Source organism: Kribbella sp. NPDC056861 (assembly GCF_040687575.1).
Classification (GTDB): Bacteria; Actinomycetota; Actinomycetes; order Propionibacteriales; family Kribbellaceae; genus Kribbella.
Genome location: NZ_JBFBNQ010000003.1, coordinates 123,762 through 142,832 on the forward strand (window position 1 = coordinate 123,762; position 19,071 = coordinate 142,832).

17 protein-coding genes are annotated in these 19,071 nt (G+C 68.2%); 10 read left to right on the forward strand and 7 right to left on the reverse strand.

The window, feature by feature from the left end; genetic code table 11:
• The first annotated feature begins 1 nt into the window (after position 1).
• On the forward strand, positions 2-922 hold the full coding sequence (locus tag AB0P21_RS14290) for an ABC transporter ATP-binding protein (protein WP_363696714.1): 921 nt from the start codon (positions 2-4) through the stop codon (positions 920-922).
• Here the strand turns inward: AB0P21_RS14290 and AB0P21_RS14295 are convergent.
• The 3 genes from AB0P21_RS14295 to AB0P21_RS14305 all read right to left on the reverse strand — a co-directional run bounded on the left by AB0P21_RS14295 (position 919) and on the right by AB0P21_RS14305 (position 2,915).
• Positions 919-1,539 (reverse strand): hypothetical protein, encoded by a 621-nt coding sequence (locus AB0P21_RS14295; protein ID WP_363696716.1) that lies wholly within the window; start codon positions 1,537-1,539, stop codon positions 919-921. The genes AB0P21_RS14290 and AB0P21_RS14295 overlap by 4 nt on opposite strands.
• A gap of 105 nt (positions 1,540-1,644) precedes the next feature.
• Positions 1,645-2,016 carry an FKBP-type peptidyl-prolyl cis-trans isomerase gene (locus AB0P21_RS14300; RefSeq protein WP_363696718.1) on the reverse strand — a complete coding sequence of 124 codons (372 nt, stop codon included), beginning with the start codon at positions 2,014-2,016 and terminating at the stop codon, positions 1,645-1,647.
• Between the two features lie 35 nt (positions 2,017-2,051).
• A complete protein-coding gene (locus AB0P21_RS14305; RefSeq protein WP_363696720.1) occupies positions 2,052-2,915 on the reverse strand; it encodes an alpha/beta hydrolase in 864 nt (287 codons plus the stop codon).
• Positions 2,916-2,991: 76 nt separating this feature from the next.
• Between AB0P21_RS14305 and AB0P21_RS14310 the strand changes: the two genes are divergently transcribed.
• Positions 2,992-3,699, forward strand: coding sequence for a hypothetical protein (locus tag AB0P21_RS14310; RefSeq protein WP_363696722.1), 708 nt, complete (start codon positions 2,992-2,994; stop codon positions 3,697-3,699).
• Positions 3,700-3,851: 152 nt separating this feature from the next.
• Entirely contained in the window at positions 3,852-9,128 is a 5,277-nt protein-coding gene (locus tag AB0P21_RS14315) for a type I polyketide synthase (RefSeq protein WP_363696724.1), read from the forward strand.
• Between the two features lie 265 nt (positions 9,129-9,393).
• Here AB0P21_RS14315 and AB0P21_RS14320 read toward each other — a convergent pair whose 3' ends face one another.
• From AB0P21_RS14320 to AB0P21_RS14330, 3 genes are read right to left on the reverse strand one after another with little or no spacing between them, the layout of a single operon-like run.
• Positions 9,394-10,803 carry an ABC transporter substrate-binding protein gene (locus AB0P21_RS14320; RefSeq protein ID WP_363696726.1) on the reverse strand — a complete coding sequence of 470 codons (1,410 nt, stop codon included), beginning with the start codon at positions 10,801-10,803 and terminating at the stop codon, positions 9,394-9,396.
• Positions 10,804-10,835: 32 nt separating this feature from the next.
• The gene (locus AB0P21_RS14325; RefSeq protein ID WP_363696728.1) at positions 10,836-11,687 is read right to left on the reverse strand and encodes a carbohydrate ABC transporter permease; all 852 of its coding nucleotides are present in this window, start codon (positions 11,685-11,687) and stop codon (positions 10,836-10,838) included.
• On the reverse strand, positions 11,684-12,532 hold the full coding sequence (locus tag AB0P21_RS14330; RefSeq protein ID WP_363696730.1) for a sugar ABC transporter permease: 849 nt from the start codon (positions 12,530-12,532) through the stop codon (positions 11,684-11,686). Before AB0P21_RS14330 ends, AB0P21_RS14325 begins: the two co-directional genes overlap by 4 nt.
• 155 nt (positions 12,533-12,687) lie before the next feature.
• On the opposite strand from AB0P21_RS14330, the gene purD reads away from it, so the two are divergent.
• Positions 12,688-13,980, forward strand: a complete 1,293-nt coding sequence (purD, locus tag AB0P21_RS14335) for a phosphoribosylamine--glycine ligase (protein ID WP_363696732.1) — start codon at positions 12,688-12,690, stop codon at positions 13,978-13,980.
• On the opposite strand, the gene AB0P21_RS14340 is transcribed toward purD, so the two are convergent.
• The gene (locus AB0P21_RS14340) at positions 13,973-14,641 is read right to left on the reverse strand and encodes a TetR/AcrR family transcriptional regulator C-terminal domain-containing protein (protein ID WP_363696734.1); all 669 of its coding nucleotides are present in this window, start codon (positions 14,639-14,641) and stop codon (positions 13,973-13,975) included. The genes purD and AB0P21_RS14340 overlap by 8 nt on opposite strands.
• A gap of 75 nt (positions 14,642-14,716) precedes the next feature.
• On the opposite strand from AB0P21_RS14340, the gene AB0P21_RS14345 reads away from it, so the two are divergent.
• The 6 genes from AB0P21_RS14345 to AB0P21_RS14370 all read left to right on the forward strand — a co-directional run bounded on the left by AB0P21_RS14345 (position 14,717) and on the right by AB0P21_RS14370 (position 19,039).
• Entirely contained in the window at positions 14,717-15,688 is a 972-nt protein-coding gene (locus AB0P21_RS14345; protein ID WP_363696736.1) for an NAD(P)-dependent alcohol dehydrogenase, read from the forward strand.
• 61 nt (positions 15,689-15,749) lie between these two features.
• Positions 15,750-16,253, forward strand: a complete 504-nt coding sequence (locus AB0P21_RS14350; RefSeq protein ID WP_363696738.1) for a SigE family RNA polymerase sigma factor — start codon at positions 15,750-15,752, stop codon at positions 16,251-16,253.
• Positions 16,246-16,821 carry a hypothetical protein gene (locus AB0P21_RS14355; protein WP_363696740.1) on the forward strand — a complete coding sequence of 192 codons (576 nt, stop codon included), beginning with the start codon at positions 16,246-16,248 and terminating at the stop codon, positions 16,819-16,821. The genes AB0P21_RS14350 and AB0P21_RS14355 overlap by 8 nt, the downstream gene beginning before the upstream one ends.
• A 12-nt stretch (positions 16,822-16,833) precedes the next feature.
• Positions 16,834-18,279 carry an adenylosuccinate lyase gene (gene purB / locus AB0P21_RS14360; protein ID WP_363696742.1) on the forward strand — a complete coding sequence of 482 codons (1,446 nt, stop codon included), beginning with the start codon at positions 16,834-16,836 and terminating at the stop codon, positions 18,277-18,279.
• 3 nt (positions 18,280-18,282) lie between these two features.
• The gene (locus tag AB0P21_RS14365; protein ID WP_363696744.1) at positions 18,283-18,639 is read left to right on the forward strand and encodes a hypothetical protein; all 357 of its coding nucleotides are present in this window, start codon (positions 18,283-18,285) and stop codon (positions 18,637-18,639) included.
• A gap of 1 nt (position 18,640) precedes the next feature.
• Positions 18,641-19,039: a hypothetical protein gene (locus AB0P21_RS14370; protein ID WP_363696746.1), complete on the forward strand. Its 399-nt coding sequence runs from the start codon at positions 18,641-18,643 to the stop codon at positions 19,037-19,039.
• The last annotated feature ends 32 nt before the right edge of the window (positions 19,040-19,071 follow it).

Consider the following 19,071-nt stretch of genomic DNA (forward strand, 5'->3'; position numbering starts at 1 on the left):
CATGGAGACGCACGTGGAGCACAGCCTGTCGGCCGAGAACCTTGCCGTCGGCTACGACCAGCGGGAAATCATCCACGACCTGTCGGTGCGGATCCCGACCGGCAAGATCAGCGTGATCGTCGGCGCCAACGCCTGCGGCAAGTCGACCCTGCTGAAGACGCTGGCCCGGCTGCTGAAGCCGAGCCGCGGCACGGTGCTGCTGGACGGCAAGAGCATCCAGTCGATCCCGACCCGGCAGGTCGCGACCAAGCTCGGACTGTTGCCGCAGTCACCGACCGCGCCGGAGGGGATCACCGTCGCCGACCTGGTCGGCCGCGGCCGGTACCCGCGGCAGGGCTGGATCCGGCAGTGGACCAAGGGTGACGACGAGGCGATCGCCGACGCGATGAGCTCGACCGACGTGCTGGAGATCGCCGACCGGCCGATCGACGAGCTGTCCGGTGGCCAGCGGCAACGGGTCTGGATCGCGATGGCGCTGGCCCAGGAGACCGACATCCTGCTGCTGGACGAGCCGACCACGTTCCTCGACCTGACCCACCAGTTCGAGGTACTGGACCTGCTGGTCGACCTGAACCGGCGCGACCAGCGCACGATCGTGATCGTGCTGCACGATCTCAACCAGGCCTGCCGGTTCGGCGATCACCTGATCGCGATGAAGAACGGCGCGATCGTTGCTGAGGGCAACCCCAGTGAGGTGATCACCGAGCAGGTCGTGCAGGACGTCTTCGGGCTGGCGGTGAAGGTGATTCCGGATCCGGTGGCCGGTACGCCGATGGTGGTGCCGATCGGGCGGCATGCGAGCCGGCCGCAGGATCAGGTGCCGGCTGTGGGCGCGACGTCCACTGCTGCTGAGAATGCTGCTGCCAAGGCGCTGGCCGCGTCGGCTGCCGCGAACGGGATCTGCCGGCCGACCGAGCGCTAGTTGGTACGCCGTACCTGGTAGAGGATCAGGCCGGCCAGGAGTGCGCCCAGGCTGCCGAGGGTGAGGTCGCCGAGGGTGTCGGTGTAGGCGGTCTGCAGCTCGGTGGAGTGCCGGACGAAGGCGACGTACTCGCCGAGCTCCCAGATCACCGCCGCGGTGGCGCCGAAGCCGAGGGCGACGAACGCGGTCAGCGCGCGGCTGAGGTCGCGCGGGGCGAAGGCGGTCAGCGCGCCCGCGGTGAGCAGCGCCCAGAGGCTGAAGTGCATCGCGTCGTCCCACCAGGTGATGGTGTCGAACAGGTTCAGCCGGTTGCCGACCAGGTCGATCAGCCAGGGCAGCGTGAGCAGCAGGTCGGCGTGCCACGGGAAAGCCTTGTGCAGCTTGCCTTTGGCACGCCCGTACGCGAACCACCACAGCGGCAGCACCAGCGCGCCGATCGGGTAGACGACCAGCCGGGCCGTCGACGCCTTGCCCTTGATCCCGCTCAGGTCGGGCCAGATGAGGGCGGTGAGCAACAGCGCGAAGAGCGCGGCCTTGGCGAGCAGGGCGGCGTACTTCGTCCAGTCGGCGCGGACCGCCGTACCGGCTTTGGTGGTGGTGGCAACCATCGTCGTCATGCTCCCAAGTCAAGCTGGTGGGGGCGGCAGCGCGGATGCGTAGTACTACGCGAAAAAGCCCCCGATCGCGTCATTGTGACGCAACCGGGGGCTGAGGTGGTGGATTCAGCTCACGCTGACCAGGTCGACCACGAAGATCAGCGTCTCGCCGGGCTTGATCGCGCTGCCCGCGCCACGGTCGCCGTAGCCCAGGTGCGGCGGGATGACCAGCTTGCGCCGGCCGCCCACCTTCATGCCCTGGACGCCGGTGTCCCAGCCCTGGATGACCTGGCCGACGCCGAGCTGGAAGGCCAGCGGCGCGCCCCGGTTGTAGGAGGCGTCGAACTCCTCGCCGGTCGAGTGGGCCACGCCCACGTAGTGCACGTTGACGCGGGAGCCGGCCTTGGCCTCGTCGCCGTCGCCTTCGGTGATGTCGGTGATCTCCAGATCCGCCGGCGGCGGGCCCTCCGGAAATTCGATCTCAGGCTTGTCAGTCATGTCTCCAGCTAACCAGATAGGTGGCCGGCCGCCGGTCAGCGGGCCAGCACGTCGCGCAGTTTGGCCCCGAACTCCACCGGCTTGCCGGGCATCCCGTACTCGTCGCCGAGGAAGCCGCCGTGGTTGCTCGGGAACACCACCGGGGCGAGCCCGAGCCGCTCGGCAACCGCCTTCCCGCCGCGTGCCGCGAGCTGGTTGGCCGACTCCTCGCCGATCCCGACCACCAGCTTGCCGGTGGCCTGGGCGAGCGCGTCGAAGTTCGGCAGGTACGACGTACAGCCGCGCAGGTTCTGCCCGAGCAACGCGTCGTCGCGGGAGCCGTCGTCCTCGGCCGGCAGCCCGAACATCGCCGGGTCGGGCGCGGGCTGCTCGGTGTAGTCGGCCGGGATCTCGCCCTCGAAGCCGACGATCGAGATGAACTTCGCCATCGCCGGGCCCATGCCGTCGCGCTGGTAGGTCTCGGAGATGTCCTCGCAGGCCTTCAGAGCTTCCTTGCTGTCCGGGAGGATCGCGGCCAGCGGCGGCTCGTGCGCGACCAGCGTGTTGACCAGGTCGGGCCGGATGGCCAGCAAGGCGAGCGCGTTGACCGCCCCGCCGCTGCTCGCGAACAGGTCGACCGGTCCGGCATCGAGGGTCTCGATCAGCGCGATCAGATCGGCAGCGTGGTGGTCCGGGGAGAGCTCGCCGGTGCCGTTGGTCCGGGTACTGCGCTCGACGCCGCGCGGGTCGTAGGTCACGACCGGACGGTCCTCGAACTGCGCCGCCAGGGTCGGGAAACCGCTCGCGCCCATCGGCGACCCGATCATCAGCAGCACGGGCCGATCTTGGAGATCACCGCGTACGTCGTACGTGAGATCGGCGCCTGGCACGGCGAGGGTGTGGGTCACGGGTTCCGGCATTTCAGCTCCTCGAATCAGGCTTTGCTGGACCATAAACCGGACCGGGGTCCCCTGAACAGCACTACTCTCGGTGTTCATGCGGAAGAAGATTTTGGCCGTGCTCGCTGCTGCGTTGCTCACTGCCGGTACTCCGGCTGTGGCCGCTCCTGCTGAGAACTACGGCCAGTACTCGCTGATGTTCGAGCGTTCGGCCGGGCAGTACTGGGCGGGCGGGGTGGCCGCTGGTCAGTGGACTTGGTCGCCGTTGGATGCCGCTATCTCGGACATCTCGTGGGGCGACCCGAAGACCTGGCCGCCGTCTTCTGCCGAGCGGTTCGTTCGCTCGGGCGACTGGGTGCTGCTCGAGGGCTACAACGACGGCGCCGGCCGACCGCTCACGCAGATCCAGCGGGTGACGTCGGAGAAGATCGGCAGCGCTACTTGCACTGGGATGCAACCGCTCGCCTCCGCAGGCGGACGGCAGCACTATGTGCGGTGGACGATCCCTCGGGTTGGCTACTGCCTGGATGCCGTGGGGACGATCCGGCCGCCTGACGGTGCGACCACGGTCAACTTCCGTCACGTGCAGCGGTGGAGCCCGCCGCATGCCTGCTCGAACGCGTATTTCAGCGGCGAGACGTGCATTACGCAGTTCGAGCAGTGGTGGGACGACAACCGGCATGCGTACGGCTTGCAGTTGTCGCGGACGCTGGAGCTTGCCCGGGGCAAGGGGATGGCTTTCACCAACCACACGACGGTCCCGCTCAGCTGGACCGCCGAGGCGCGGTCCTACTGGCACTACTGAGCTACCCCGAGTCAATTCCCCGCACCCACGAGTGTTCGGAATCGCATCGGGGTGTCGGCGGTTCGGGCCCGGTTTAGGGGCCGAGGGCAATTAAGGTCACGCGACCTATTACTGGGAGTGACCACCTCGGTGCGTCGGGTAAGGATGCGGTTGTGAGTTCAGTGGGAGTTGGCCGGGAGCCGGTTGCGGTGATCGGGATGGCAGCGCGGGTGCCGGGGGCGGCGAGCGTCGGGGCGTTGTGGGAGTTGTTGTGCCGGGGCGGGAACTCGATCACCGAGATCCCGGCGGAGCGGTTCGCGGTGGACGAGTTCTACGACTCGGCGCCGGCGACGCCCGGCCGGATGATGAGCCGGTACGGCGGGTTCCTGGACCGGATCGAGGAGTTCGACGCGGAGTTCTTCGGCATCTCGCCGCGCGAGGCCGAGTGCATGGACCCGCAGCAGCGGTTGCTGATGGAGGTCGCCTGGGAGGCGTTCGAGGATGCCGGGCTGACGCTCGACGGGGTGTCGACGCTCAATGCCGCGGTACTGATGGGCGTGATTACCAGTGACTACTGGGATCGGCAGTCGCATCGGCTGCAGGACCTGGATGTGCACACGGTCGGCGGCAGCACGCGGGGCGGGAACGCGGGACGCATCTCGTACGCGCTGAACCTGCACGGGCTGAGTGTCGCGGTCGATGCCGCATGTTCGTCGTCGCTGGTCGGGGTCCACCTGGCCATGCGCGAACTGCGGGCGGGCGACTGCGACGTGGCGTTCGCGGGTGGGGTCAACATGATCCTCAACCCGGATCACGCGATCGGCTTCTCGCAGGGCCGGATGATGGCGCCTGATGGGCAGTGCAAGGCGTTCGACGCTCGCGCTGACGGGTATGTCCGCAGTGAGGGCGCAGCGGTGGTCGCCCTCAAGCTGCTGTCGCGGGCGATCGCTGATGGGGATCGGGTGCACGCGGTGATCCGCGGGAGCGCGGCCAGCAACGACGGGCATGGCGAGACGTTCATGGCGCCGCAGGTCTCGGGGCAGAGCGCCGGCCTGCGCGCGGCGTACCAGGATGCTGGGGTCGATCCAGGCACGGTCGGGTACGTCGAAGCGCACGGTACCGGCACGAGTGTCGGCGACCCGGTGGAGCTCGGCGCGCTGCAGGCGGTCCTGGGTGCGGCGCGTCCGGACGGGCAGCCACTGATGGTGGGGTCGGTCAAGACGAACGTCGGGCACACCGAGGGGGCGGCCGGCGCGGTCGGGCTGATCAAGGCGGCGCTGTGCGTGAAGCACGGGCACATCCCGCGCAGTTTGAACTTCGAGACGCCGAGTCCGGCGATTCCGTGGGCCGAGATGAACATCGAGGTTGCGGCGCAGGCTCGGGAGTGGGAGGAGGTGAGCGGGCCGCGGCGTGCGGGGGTCAGCAGCTTTGGGATCACTGGAACCAACGTGCACATCGTGCTGGAGGAGCCTCCGACCACCACGTCGATTGGTGGCGCTGACGGGCCGGTGTTGTTGCCGGTTTCGGCTCGGAGCGAAGCCGCCCTCGTCGAGCTGGCCGGTACCTTCCGCGATCTAGTGACACGGCTGGAGGTCGACTTGGCCGACGTTGCCTACTCGGCTGCGGTACGGCGTACTCAGCACTCGCAGCGGCTGGCGATCGTGGCGGAGTCGCGGGCGCAGGCGGTGTCGCGGCTTGATGCCTTCGCGCAGGGAGAGTTTGCTGACGGACTGGTCTCGGGGGATGCCGAGGACGAGTTGGATACCGCTCACTCGACCGCGTGGGTGTTCCCGGGGCAGGGTGGGCAGTGGCTCGGCATGGGGCGTGAACTGCTGGCCACCGAGACGGTGTTCGCTTCGAAGATCGCGGACTGCGAAGCCGCGATGGCGCCGTACGTCGACTGGTCGCTGACCGCGGAGCTCGTCGCGTCCGAAGAGGACTCGCAGCTGGCCCGGATCGACGTGGCTCAGCCGATGATCTTCGCAGTACAGGTCGCGCTGGCTGCGTTGTGGATGGAGCGCGGCCTCACCCCGGACGTCGTGGTCGGTCACTCGATGGGCGAGGTCGCGGCCGCGCATGTCGCCGGGATTCTCGACCTGGACGATGCGGCGATGGTGATCTGCCGCCGAAGCCGGCTGATGCGCAGCGCGAGCGGCAAGGGTGTGATGGCTGCGGTCGAGCTGTCCCGGCAGGAGGCCGAGGAGATCGTTGCCGGGCGCCCCGGAGTTTCGCTTGCCGTGTGCAACGGTCCGTCTTCCTCCGTGCTGTCCGGTGACGAGGCCGTCATCACGGAGATCCTCGACGAACTCACCGCGCGCGGGGTTTTCGGTCGCCGGGTCAAGGTGGACGTCGCCTCCCACAGCCCGCAGATGGATCCGCTGCGAGCCGAGCTGCTCGAGTTGCTGTCCTCGCTGAGCCCGAAGGCGGGTCACCTTCCGCTTCGCTCGACCGTGCACGGCCGGATCGTCGACGGCCGCGACCTCGGCCCGGAGTACTGGATGGACAATCTCCGCGAGCCGGTGCTGTTCGGCGAGGTCATCCAGCAGCTCGCCAACGACGGGGTCGACACGTTCGTCGAGTTCAGCCCGCATCCGCTGCTGGCGGCCGCCGTCCAGCAGAACCTGCGGCATGTCGGTCGCACCGGCGTCATTGTCAGCACGATGTCGCGCGAGAGCAGCGGGCAGGCCGCGTTGCTCCAGGCGCTCGCCGAGCTGTACATCGCCGGCCGACCTGTCCCGTGGGACAGCCTCTACGACCCTGCTGCCCGCTACGTCCCGCTGCCCAGCTACCCGTGGCAGCGCGAGCGGTACTGGCGCGAGGAGCTCGGCGTGCCCGGCGCTGAGCAGAGTTTCCGGGCGACGACCGTGGGTTCGGGTGGTCTCGCCACCACCACGGCCGTCCCTGCGCACCCGCTGATCGGCACCTACGTGCGGCTGGCGCCCGGCGACACCTACGTCTGGGACGTCGAGCTGGATCTGCGGCGCCTGCGCTACCTGGCGGAGCACCGCGTCCACGACATCCCGGTGCTGCCTGGTGCGGCGTACCACGAATTGGCGCTCGCAGCCGGCGGGCAGATCCTCGGCACGACTCCGTTCTCCGTCCGCGACCTGAGTCTCGACCGTGCGCTCTTCTTCACCGCCGATTTGCCGGCACGACTGCAGATCCGTTGTACCCAAGAAGAATCAGGCGCTCATCGCTGGGCCTGCTACACCGACGACGGGGAGTGGTTGCTGCTCGCAACCGCGACCATCGCGAGCGAGCCGGACCGGGCTGCCTCGGCGACACTGGAGCTGCCGGACCCGACGCAGTACGAGGAACAGCTCGATATCGCGCAGCACTACGCGGCGTCCGCCGCTCGCGGGATCGTCCAGACCGGACCGTTCCGCACGCTCACCTCGCTGCGTCGCGCGCCGGGCGAGATCCTCGCCGAGTTCACCATCGACGGATCGATCGCCGGTGACGTCGGCCAATACACCATCCACCCGGCGCTGCTGGACTGCGCACTTCAGCCACTGATGTCCCTGCTGGTCGGCGCAGAAGTTGCCCAGGACACCTATCTCCCGGTCGGCACGGCACGCTGCCACGGCGAAGGCAAGCCGACCCCCGGTACGTCGTTGTGGTGCAAGGTCATCCGTACGTCGGCCGCCGACGAGGTCGACCTTGTCCGAGGCAACATCCTGATCGGCGACAGCGACGGCCGCCAACTCCTCGCGATCGAGGACTTCCAGCTGAAGCGACTCGGCGGGGATCTGCCGGAGCTGTTCCAGCAGCGCGCGCGCCAACTCCTGTACGACCTGACGTGGGTGCCGGCCGAGCCGGTCGGGCAGTCTGCCTCAGCCGGAACCGTACTGGTGATCGGCGATGGAACCGCAGTACAGGCTGAGTTTGCACGGCAGGGTGTCACCGCGGTGCTGGCGCCGTCGTGCCCTGATGAGGAGTCGGGCGGCTACTACTGGGAGCACCTCCTCAAGACCGTGGATGCCGAGTACGGCGATCTGCGGACGGTCCTCTACCTGCACTCCGGAGATCACCTCCAGGAGACGGTTGTCGCGATGGAGCTCCTTCAGGCGCTCGCGGCAACTGCTGCGCCGCCGAGACTTTGGTTTGTCACGCGCGGCGGGCAAGTTGCATTGCCTGGGGCAACGGTTGATCCGCTGCACACCGCGTTGTGGGGGCTCGGTCGCGTCGTCCGGTACGAGATCCCGGATCTGCGGTGCTCGATGCTGGATCTGCCGAAGTCGCCGTCGACTGCTGACGTTGCCGCGCTGTGTGCCGAGGTCTTGGCCAATGATCTGGAAGACGAGATCGCGCTGCGCGACGGAGTACGGTACGCCGCTCGGCTGGCGCCGGGGCAGTTGCCGGATGAGGGCGCTTCGCCGGTGCGAGAGGATGCGACGTACCTGGTCGTCGGCGGGCTCGGCGGTGTCGGGCTGCTCACCGCCCGCTGGCTGGTCGAGCAGGGCGCTCGTCATGTGGTGCTGACCAGTCGGCGCGGTCCGGACGATGAAGCTCTTGGAGAGCTGCGGGCGATGGGTTCATCCGGCGCGGATGTGCGGATCCTGCAGGCGGATGTCGCTGATCTCGAGCGGATGACCGAGGTGTTCGCCGAGATCTCCGCGACGATGCCGCCGTTGCGAGGGGTAGTTCATTCGGCGGTTGTGCTCGATGACGGAATCATCACTCAGCTCACCGCTGACCGGTTCATGACAGTGATGCCGCCGAAGGTCCTGGGCGCTTGGAACTTGCACGCTTTGACCAAGGATCTGGAGCTGGACTTCTTCGCGCTGTACTCGTCGGCGGCGTCGCTGATCGGCTCGCCCGGGCAGGGGAACTACGCCGCGGCGAACGCGTATCTCGATGGGTTGGCGCACTATCGGGTGGCGCGGGGGTTGCCGGCGCTCAGTATCAACTGGGGGCAGTGGACTGCCACCGGGCGGGTCGCCAAGGCCGACCACGATCTGCGGTTGGACGAGCGTGGCTTCAAGGGGTTCGATCCTGCGGATGGGCTCGCTGTTCTGGGGCGTTTGCTGGGGAGGTCCGGGGCGCAGACTGCGGTGATGTCGTTCGATCCGGCTGTTTGGGCGAAGGACTTTCCGGCGTTGCGTACTGGTTCGCTGCTGCGGGACTTCGACACCACGCAGGGCTCATCGTGTTCTGCAGGGATTGATGTGGCTGAGCTGGATCTTCTGGATGAGGCTGCTTCGCTGGCGGCGGTGTCCAGCTATTTGTGCGGACAGGTCGCGGCTGTGGTGAAGACTCCGGTCGAGCGGGTGCAGGGGAGCCAGCGGCTGAATCGGCTGGGGATCGATTCGCTGATGGCGGTGCAGCTGCGGAACCGGATCACTGAGGATCTCGGGACGACGATCCCGGTGGCGGTGTTCTTGCAGCGCAGGACTGTGGATCAGCTGGCTGGGTTGATCCTGGGCGTCATGCGGGGAGAGGACGCGTAGGTCGCACGCGGATCGCCCTCGGCAGGTAGGTGCTGCTGGGGGCGATTTGCTGTGCTGCGGTGGCGGTGGGTGCTCGCCGGGCGCGGGGCTGCCGGGGGAGACACTCGGCTAGCTGGTCGCGATGCGGGCGGTGCCACGCCCCGGAGCGGGCTTTCAAAGGAGGGTGGGCGGGAGCACCCCGGAAGTGAAGCGACGAAGGAGCGGAACTGCAGGGTGCGTGGGAGTTGCTGAGCGGCCGAACAGGCCGCTCAGCAACCAACCACAACTACTTCTTGACCGTCTTGTTGTACTGCTCGATCTGCGGCTTGATGGAGTCCGCCGCGTCCTGCATCGCCTTCGCCGGGTCGGTCCCGAGCACAGCCTTCTCCAGCCCGTCCTCAGAAGCCTTACGCGACTGCGGCATCACACCAAGAATGCAACCCGACGAAGCGTTGGTCGGCTTCGTGGAGTGCAGCTGAGTGATCGCGGTGGTGAACTGCGGGTACTGCGCCACCCACGCCTTGTCCTCCGGCAGGTCCAGCGCCTTGGAGTTGATCGGGAAGTAGCCGGTCCCCGTGTGCCAAGCAGCCTGCTGCTCCGGCGTGGAAGCGAACTTCACGAACTCCCACGACGCACGCTTCTCAGCGTCCGAGTGGCCAACACCATCAACCCACAGCGACGCGCCACCGATGATCGGCCCGCCAGTGCTGTCCGCCGCAAGCTTCGGGAACGGCGCGGTCAACACCGTGAACTTGCCCTTGGCCGCATCCAGATACCCGCGCAGCGACCCGGTCGACTCCAAGTGCATCGCCGACGTCCCAGACTTGAACACCGCCTGAGCATCGTCGGTCTTCTTGCCGGTGTTCGGCATCAGGCCCTGCTTCACCATCTGCTGGTACCAGGTGGCGATCTTGACGCCCTGCTCGTCCGCGAAGTTCACCTTGGTGGCGAGGTCCTTGCGGCCGTTGTCGTTGTCGCAGTACGACGTACCGGACTGCGCGATCAGCTGCTCCAGGAACCAGCCGTAGATCGCCGCGTTGAACCCGTACTGCGTGGTCTTGCCGCCGGACTTGACGGTCAGCTTCTTCGCCGCCGCCATGATCTCGTCCAGGTTGGCCGGCGGTTTGGCGGGGTCGAGCCCGGCCTTCACGAAGGCTTCCTTGTTGATGTACAGCAGCGGCATCGACGTGTTGAACGGCATCGAGTTCAGCTGCGAGTCGATCGAGTAGTAGTTCGCGATGTTCGGCTCGATCGAGTCCAGCGCGTAGCCGTCCTTGTCGGCGAACTTCTGCACCGGCACGGTCTGCTTGGAGTCGATCATGAACCGCGAGCCGATGTCGTAGATCTGCACGACGGACGGCGTGGTGCCCTGCTGCACCGACGTCTTGTACTTCGTGATCGTCTCGTCGTAGTCGCCCTGGTAGACCGGCGTGACCTCGATCTTGCCGGTGTTCTTGGCGTTGAACGCCTTCACCAGCTTGTCGACGGCCTCGCCGTTGGCGCCCTTCATGCCGTGCCAGAACGTCACCTTGGTGACGCCGGTCGCCTTGTCCAGCGCGTCCGCGCCGGGCGCGTCCTGGCCGCCGCTCTTCGCGTCGGAGTCGGAGTCGCCGCTGCCGCAACCGGTCGCCACCAGGGCGAGCGCTGCGAGCAGGGAGAACGCGGCCGCCGTACGCCGTTGTCGGACTAGTCGCATCGGTAGAACCCCATTCGGATTAGACACAGTAGTTACCGGATCGCGCCCGCGGTCAGGCCGCGGACGATGAAGCGCTGGCCGAAGATCACGATGGCCAGGGTGGGCAGGATGGAAAGGGTGACTCCGGCCAGGATCAGCCCGGGATCGGCCGCTTCGGCGTCGTTGAGCTGGCTGATACCGATCTGCAACGTACGGCGGGACGCCGAGTCACCGATCAGCAGTGGCCAGAAGAACTGGTTCCAGCCGGCCAGGAAGACGTACAGGCCGACCGCCATCAGGGCCGGCTTGTTCAGCGGGACCAGGATCTGGCGCAGGAACCGCCAGTGCCCGCAGCCGTCGATGGTGGCCGCGTCGCGCAGCTCGCTCGGGAACTGCAGGAACGACTGCCGCAGCAGGAACACCCCGAACGCGTTCGCCAGGAACGGCAGCACCAGCGCCACCATCGTCCCGGCGTACGACGCGGTCAGCCGCTCGCCGCCGACCGACCAGCCGGTGATGGTCAGGTAGTTCGGCAGCACGATCGACTCCCACGGCACCATCAGGGTGCCGAGGAACAGGCCGAACAGCACGGTCCGGCCCCACATCTTCATGAACACGAACGCGTACGCCGCGAGCACGCTGGTGACCAGCTGCGACAGCGTGATGATCGAGGTCTGCAGGATCGAGTTCAGGTACTGCCGGCCGATCGGGGTGCCGGAGGTCGTGGCGCCTTCGTAGTTGCCGGTGAACAGGCCGTGCGGGAACAGGTCCGGCGGGTACGACGAGATCTGGCCGGGCGACATGATCGAGCCGGCGATCACGTAGTACACGGGGAAGATCACCGCGATGGCCGCGGCGATCAGGACGGCGTACGTGACGACCCGTCCGACGGTCAGTTGCCTCACTTGTAGTGCACCCGCCTCTCGAGGACGCCGAACTGGATCGCGGTGCACGCGAACAGGATCACCAGCAGCACGATCGCCTGGGCCGACGCGGCGCCGAAATCGCTGTTGTTGTTGGCGAAAGCGGTGTGGTAGATCGAGTAGACGAGCGTCTTGGTGGACTGCTCGGGGCCGCCCTCAGGGGTGAGGATCTTGATCTGGCCGAAGCCCTGCAGCGACTGGATGGTGGAGATCACCACCAGGAAGAACAGCTGCGGTCCGAGCATCGGCACGGTGATGAACCGGGCCGCGCGCCAGCCGCCGGCGCCGTCCAGGGTGGCCGCCTCGTTGATCTCCTGCGGGATCGCGCCGATCCCGGCCGACAGCACCAGCACGTTGTAGCCGATGCTCATCCAGACGGTGGTGATGGCGACGCTGATCAGCGCCCAGGACGGGTCGGTCAGCCAGCCGATCCGGTCCACCCCGAACCGGCCGAGCAGGCCGTTGGCCAGCCCGATCGCGGGGTTGTAGATGGTCGCGAAGATCACCGACGCGCTGGCCACCGAGAAGGCGAACGGCAGCGCGAAGGCGGTCCGGAAGATCCGGATGCCCTTGATGTGCTGCTCGAGCAGCAGCACGATCGCCAGCCCACCGAGTACGCCGGGGATCACGGTCAGCAGCACGAACGCGAAGGTGACCCACAGGATGTGCCGGAACTCCGAACTGCCGAGCATGTCCCGGTAGTGCTGCAGCCCGACGAAGGCGTCCGGCCGGCCGAACAGGTCGGACCCGTGCAGCGACAGCGAGACGGACTTGCCGAGCGGCCAGACGATGAACAGGGCGAAGATGACCACGCAGGGGAGCAACATCAGCCAGGACGCCAGCGACGCTGCGGTGGGCCCTCGGCGGGCGGTCGCAGGTGCGGAACTCGTAGTCAATCGAATACCTCCAGTCAGGCGCAGTCTTGCACCGCCCGGGTCCGGACAAACTCAGGCCACGCACAAGTGCACTAGGCTCAGGCCCCGTGAAGGTTCTAGTTATCGGCACTGGCGGCCGCGAACACGCACTCGTCTGGGCGCTCAGCCGGGACTCCGAGGTCGAGCAGCTGGTGGCGGCCCCGGGTAACCCTGGCATCGCCGCGTTGCAGCCGGCGTACGACGGGCAAACGATCGTTTGCCGCCCGGTGGACATCTCCGACCACGACGCGGTGGTCGCGCTGGCCACCGAACTGGCGGCCGACCTGGTCGTCGTCGGCCCGGAGGCGCCGCTGGTCGCCGGGCTCGCCGATCCGCTCCGCGCGGCCGGGATCGCAGTCTTCGGCCCGTCCAAGGACGCGGCCGAGCTGGAGGGTTCGAAGGCGTTCGCCAAGGACGTGATGGCCGCCGCGAGCGTGCCGACCGGCCGGGCCTACGTCTGTACGACGCCGGAGCAGGCCGCCGAGGCGATCGATGCCTTCGGCCCGCCTTATGTGGTCAAGGACGACGGGCTGGCCGCCGGCAAGGGCGTGGTCGTCACCTCCGACCGGGCCGAGGCGCTCGAGCACGCGGCCGGGTGCGAGCAGGTGCTGATCGAGGAGTTCCTGGACGGCCCCGAGGTCTCGCTGTTCGCGATCACCGACGGCACCACCGTGCTGCCGATGCAGCCGGCCCAGGACTTCAAGCGCCTGGCGGACAACGACGAGGGCCCGAACACCGGCGGCATGGGCGCCTACACTCCGTTGCCCTGGGCACCGGACAACCTGGTCGAGGAGATCACCGAGAAGGTGCTCCAGCCGACCGTCGACGAGATGCGCCGGCGCGGTATCCCGTTCAGCGGCCTGCTGTACGCCGGACTCGCGCTGACGTCGCGCGGCACCCGGGTGATCGAGTTCAACTGCCGCTTCGGCGACCCGGAGACGCAGGCGCTGCTGCCGCTGCTGAAGACCCCGCTCGGTGGACTCCTGTACGCCGCGGCGACGGGCAAGCTGGCCGATGTCGAGCCGCTGAGCTGGAAGTCGGGCGCGTCGGTCGCGGTCGTGGTCGCCGCCAAGAAGTACCCGGCCAAGCCGCGCAGCGGTGACGTGATCAGCGGGATCGAGCAGGCCGAGGCGGGCGGCGTCCGCGTCTTCCACGCCGGCACCACGGTCGAGGACGGCGAGGTGGTCACGGCAGGCGGCCGGGTGCTCGCGGTCAGCGCCACTGGCAAGGATCTCGACGAGGCGCGGCAGCGGGCGTACTCCGGTGTCGGTCAGATCCTGATCAAGGGTTCCCAGCACCGCACTGACATCGCGCTCAAAGCAGCCCGCGGCGAGATCGAGCTGCAGCAGCCGGTCAGCTAGCTGGTAATGATCTCGCCAATCCGTCCAGGATGAGGTCGAGACCGAAGTCGAACTCATCGCCGAACGCATAACCGGGCTGGAGGACGTGATCCGTCGCCAGCTCGGTCAGGTGCGGGTACTGACCTGACGCGAAGTGCTCCATCATGGCCCCGGTCACCTCGGCTGCGTCCTCGGAGCTCTCGAACGGCAGCGACGTCTCCTGCAGCGCGAAGCCGTAGACGAAGGCGTCCAGCAAGGCATAGGCGTGCGCGGCCAGTGGCACCGAGAAGCCGGCCAACCGGAAGGTGCCGACGATCGCGTCGTGGTGGCGCAGCGTCGCCGGACCCGGGTTGGTCCGCGACTCCATCAGGGCGATCGCCCACGGGTGCCGGCGGAGTACCTCGCGAGCCGAGTGGGCGCGCTTGCTGATCTCGGCGCGCCATTCGCCGCCCGGCGTCGGCAGCTCGATCTCGGCGAAGACCAGGTCGACGATGCCGTCCAGGATCTCGCTCTTGTTCGCGACGTAGTAGTAGACCGACATCGGCTTGACGTCGAGCTGGAGCGCCAGCGACCGGATCGTCAGCCCGCCCAGACCGCCACCGTCGGCCACCGCGACGGCGGCCCGCAGTACCCGGTCGCGACTCAGCTGCGGCCGATCCGGGGATCCCTGTGAACGTGGCACCGAACGGACGATAGCAGTTTCGTACTTAGTACGATACGCTCGCCGTACTTAGTACGGTGAGACTTGGGGGCGGACATGAAAGCAGTGGTTCGGGACAGCTACGGCACCGCCGACGTACTACGGGTCGCCGACGTCGAGCGGCCCACGCCGAAGTCGGGGGAGGTGCTGGTCCAGGTCGAGACCGCGGGGCTCGATCGGGGCGCCTGGCACCTGATGACCGGCAAGCCGTATCTGTTGCGCCTGGTTTTCGGCGTACGGCGGCCGAAGGATCCGGTGCTCGGTCGCGAGCTGGCCGGACGGGTGGTCGAGGTCGGCGACGGGGTGACCACCTTCGTTCGGGGCGACGAGGTATTCGGGATCGGCGAAGGGGCATTTGCCGAGTACGCCGTGGCGCGGGCCGACAAGTTGGTGCTGAAGCCGGCCGGTCTCGGCTTCACCCATGCGGCGGTGGTCGGGATCTCGGGGCTCACCGCGCTGCAGGCGCTCCGCGATGCGGGCCGGGTCCAGGCCGGGCAGAAGGTACTGATCACGGGCGCGTCCGGCGGGGTCGGCACGTTCGCGGTCCAGTTGGCCAAGGCCTTCGGCGCCGAAGTCACCGGCACAGCCAGTACTGCGAAACTCGCGCTGGTGCAGCAGCTCGGCGCCGACCACGTCCTCGACTACACCCACGAGGACTTCGCGGACGGCACTCGGCAGTACGACCTGATCATCGATCTGGCCGGCAATCCGACCCTGCGGCGACTGCGCCGGGCACTCACGAAGACCGGGACCGCCGTCATCGCGGGCGGCGAGGGTGGCGGTCCCATCGCGGGCGGAACCGATCGGCAGCTGCGGGCGCGGCTGCTGTCGCCTTTCGTCCGGCAGCGGCTGACCAGCCTGCTCTCGCGCGAGAACGCCGCCGACCTCGCAGTACTGCGGGAGCTGATCGAGGCCGGCCAGGTGGTGCCGAGCATCGACAGCGTCGTGGGCCTGACAGAGGTCCCGCAGGCCCTCGTCGACCTGGAGAGCGGGCTGGTCAGCGGCAAGATCGCAGTCGCCGTCGCCTGACCCCGGCGGCCGCCAGTAGGTTCGATGGAACCACTGGGAGGGGCTGGGGGTGTAGGTGGTCATGAGGCTGACGGAGTCCGACGAGACGGCGCTGCGCGAGTTCTACTCGGCGCAGCAGCCGCGGCTCGTCGGTGTGGTGACGCTGCTGACCGGATCCCGGGCCGAGGCCGAGGACATCGTGCAGGAGGCGTTCGTCCGGTTGGTACCGCGCTGGACCAAGGTCTCGCGGTACGAGTCGCCCGAGGGGTGGCTCCGGCTAGTCGCGATCCGGCTCGCCGGGAACCGGCACCGCAACGCGACCCGGTTCGCCTCGCTGCTGCGCCGAGTGCCGGCTTCCGTCGTACGGGATCCGGCCGACGGGCAGCAGGTCGACCTCGAGCGGGCGCTGGCGCAACTGCCGATGCCCGCGCGCCAAGCCGCCGTCCTGTACTACGTCTGCGACCTGCCGGTGCCCGAGATCGCGAGAGCCCTCGGGATCGCCGAAGGCACCGTCAAGTCGCGACTGTCCAGGGCCCGGGCCGCGCTGTCCCAGTCACTGACTCTCAGGGGTGCTGACCATGAGTGATCTCCAGAACGACCTGCAAACCATCGCCGACCGGCACGCGAGCCAGTCCGGTGGCGACTTCGACACCGTCCTCCGTACCGCGACCACCCGCCGCCGGCGTCGGTTCGCGGGGGTCTCGGCGGTCGCGTGCGCAGTACTGGCTGTCGGAGGGATCGCCGCGGTGTCGCCGTGGCAGCACGACCCGGCTGATGTCCCGGTCGCTGCGGGGCCGACGCTGGACCCGAAGTACGCGGGCACGATGACGATCACCCCGTCCACGGCCGCGCCTGACGCGGAGATCAGGCTCACCTTCCCCGCCGACAACGGGCGCGGTGTCGGCTTCTCCCTCGCCGATCCGTCGGACGAAACGAAGGCTCTCTACTACCTGACGGCCCCCAGGTCGCCCAATGGCAAGCCGTTCTGGAAGAGCGCCGCCGACAACCAGGGAGGCGGTTGGCGCGCCATCGGCATTTCCGGCCCCGGCCCGGACCGTCTGGTGGTGCCGACCACCATCGCCGACGGCACCTACCTGCTCTGTACCGAGATGAGCAACCCCAAGGCCTGCGCCCTGCTGACCGTCGCCCGCTGAGCCTGGGAGACAATGGGGTACGTGCCGACCTCCAGTAAGCCCCGGATCCCGAACGTTCTCGCCGCGCGCTACGCCAGTTTGTCGATGGCGCAGCTGTGGTCGCCGGAGTACAAGATCGTGCTCGAGCGGCAGCTGTGGCTGGCGGTGCTGGGGGCGCAGAAGGCGTACGGCGTGGATGTGCCGGACGGGGTGATCGAGGACTATCGCGCGGTGATCGACCAGGTTGATCTGGAGTCGATCGCGGCTCGGGAGCGGGTCACCCGGCATGACGTGAAGGCGCGGATCGAGGAGTTCAACGCGCTCGCTGGGCACGAGCACGTGCACAAGGGCATGACGAGCCGCGACCTGACTGAGAACGTCGAGCAGCTGCAGATCCGGGCCGGGTTGGTGCTGGTCCGTGATCGGGCGGTGGCGACCGCGGTCCAGCTCGGGCAGAAGGCGGCCGAGCACGCGGCGCTGGTGATGACCGGGCGTTCGCACAACGTCGCCGCGCAGGCGACCACGCTCGGCAAGCGGTTCGCCTCGGCGGCCGACGAGTTGCTGGCCGCGATCGCGCGGCTCGAGGACCTGATCGAGCGCTACCCGCTGCGTGGCATCAAGGGCCCGGTCGGTACTTCGCAGGACATGCTGGACCTGTTCGGCGGGCAGGAGAAGCTGCTCGCCGGGCTGGAGTCGGAGGTCGCGCAGCACCTCGGCTTCCGCCGGGTGCTGACCAGCGTCGGCCAGGTCTACCCGCGTTCGCTCGACTACGACGTCGTCTCGGCGCTGGTCCAGCTCGCCGCCGGGCCGTCCAGCCTGGCGACGACGATCCGGCTGATGGCCGGGCACGAGCTGGTCACCGAGGGCTTCAAGGACGGCCAGGTCGGCTCGTCGGCGATGCCGCACAAGATGAACACCCGGTCCTGTGAGCGGGTCAACGGGCTGGCCGTGATCCTGCGCGGCTACGCGTCGATGACCGGCGAGCTGGCCGGCAACCAGTGGAACGAGGGCGACGTCTTCTGCTCCGTCGTCCGCCGCGTTGCACTGCCGGATGCCTTCTTCGCGCTGGACGGGTTGTTCGAGACCTTCCTGACCGTGCTGGACGAGTTCGGCGTGTACCCGGCCGTGGTGGCCCGCGAGCTGGAGCGGTACCTGCCGTTCCTGACCACCACCAAGGTGCTGATGGCCGCCGTGAAGAACGGGGTCGGCCGGGAGACCGCGCACGAGGTGATCAAGGAGCACGCCGTCGCGATGGCGCTCGACCTGCGCAAGGGCACCTCGGCCAACGACCTGTTCCACCGGCTCGGCACGGACGGCCGGCTGGGCCTGACCGAGGAGCAGATCGTCGGCATCGTCGGCGAGCCGCTGTCGTTCACCGGCGCGGCGGTCGCGCAGGTCAACACGGTGGTCGCCGCGATCGACGACTTGGCCAAGCGCTACCCCGAGGCCGCCGCCTACACCCCGGGTGACATCCTCTAGTCCGTGTACGAACCGCTCACCTGGGCCTTGGTGGCCCTGTCGCTGGCAGCGATGGTCTTCGCGTTGGTGCTGGCCGGGCTGGACCGCCGGATCAACTGGTGGCTGCTCGGGCTGCTCGGCGTGGTCGAGGTCGCCCTGCTGGCCCAGCTCGTGGTCGGGATCGTCCAGCTGGCCGGGACGGACCGGGATGTCTCCGGACCGTTCTTCGTGGGCTACCTGATCGGCTCGTTGCTCATCCTGCCGATCGGGGCGCTGTGGGCGCTGGCCGAGAGCAGCCGGTGGGGTGCGGGCGCGCTGGCGATCGCGTGCATCGTGATCCCGGTGGTCGAGCTGCGGCTGCACGACATTTGGGTGCTCTGAGATGGCTGACGCCGAGGCGACCAGGCATGGACCGGGACGCATCCTGATCGCCGTGTACGGCGTCTTCGCGCTCTCCGCGACGGCGCGGGCCGGCGTACAGATCGCTACCCAGTACTCCGAGGCGCCGATCGCCTATTCGCTGTCGGCGGTTGCCGCGATCATCTACTGCGCGGCCACCTTCGCGCTGGCCAAGGCCACTGTCATCTCGCGCCGGGTCGCCCTGGTCGCGATCGTCATCGAGCTGGTCGGCGTGCTGGCCATCGGGACCTTCAGCTACGCCGTACCGGACGACTTCCCGCACTCCACCGTCTGGTCGCACTTCGGCCAGGGCTACGGCTATGTCCCCCTGGTTCTGCCCGTCCTCGGCCTGCTCTGGCTGCGGCGTACCGCCAAGGACTGACTCCCAGGGAACTCCCAGGCGAGCGCAGGGAG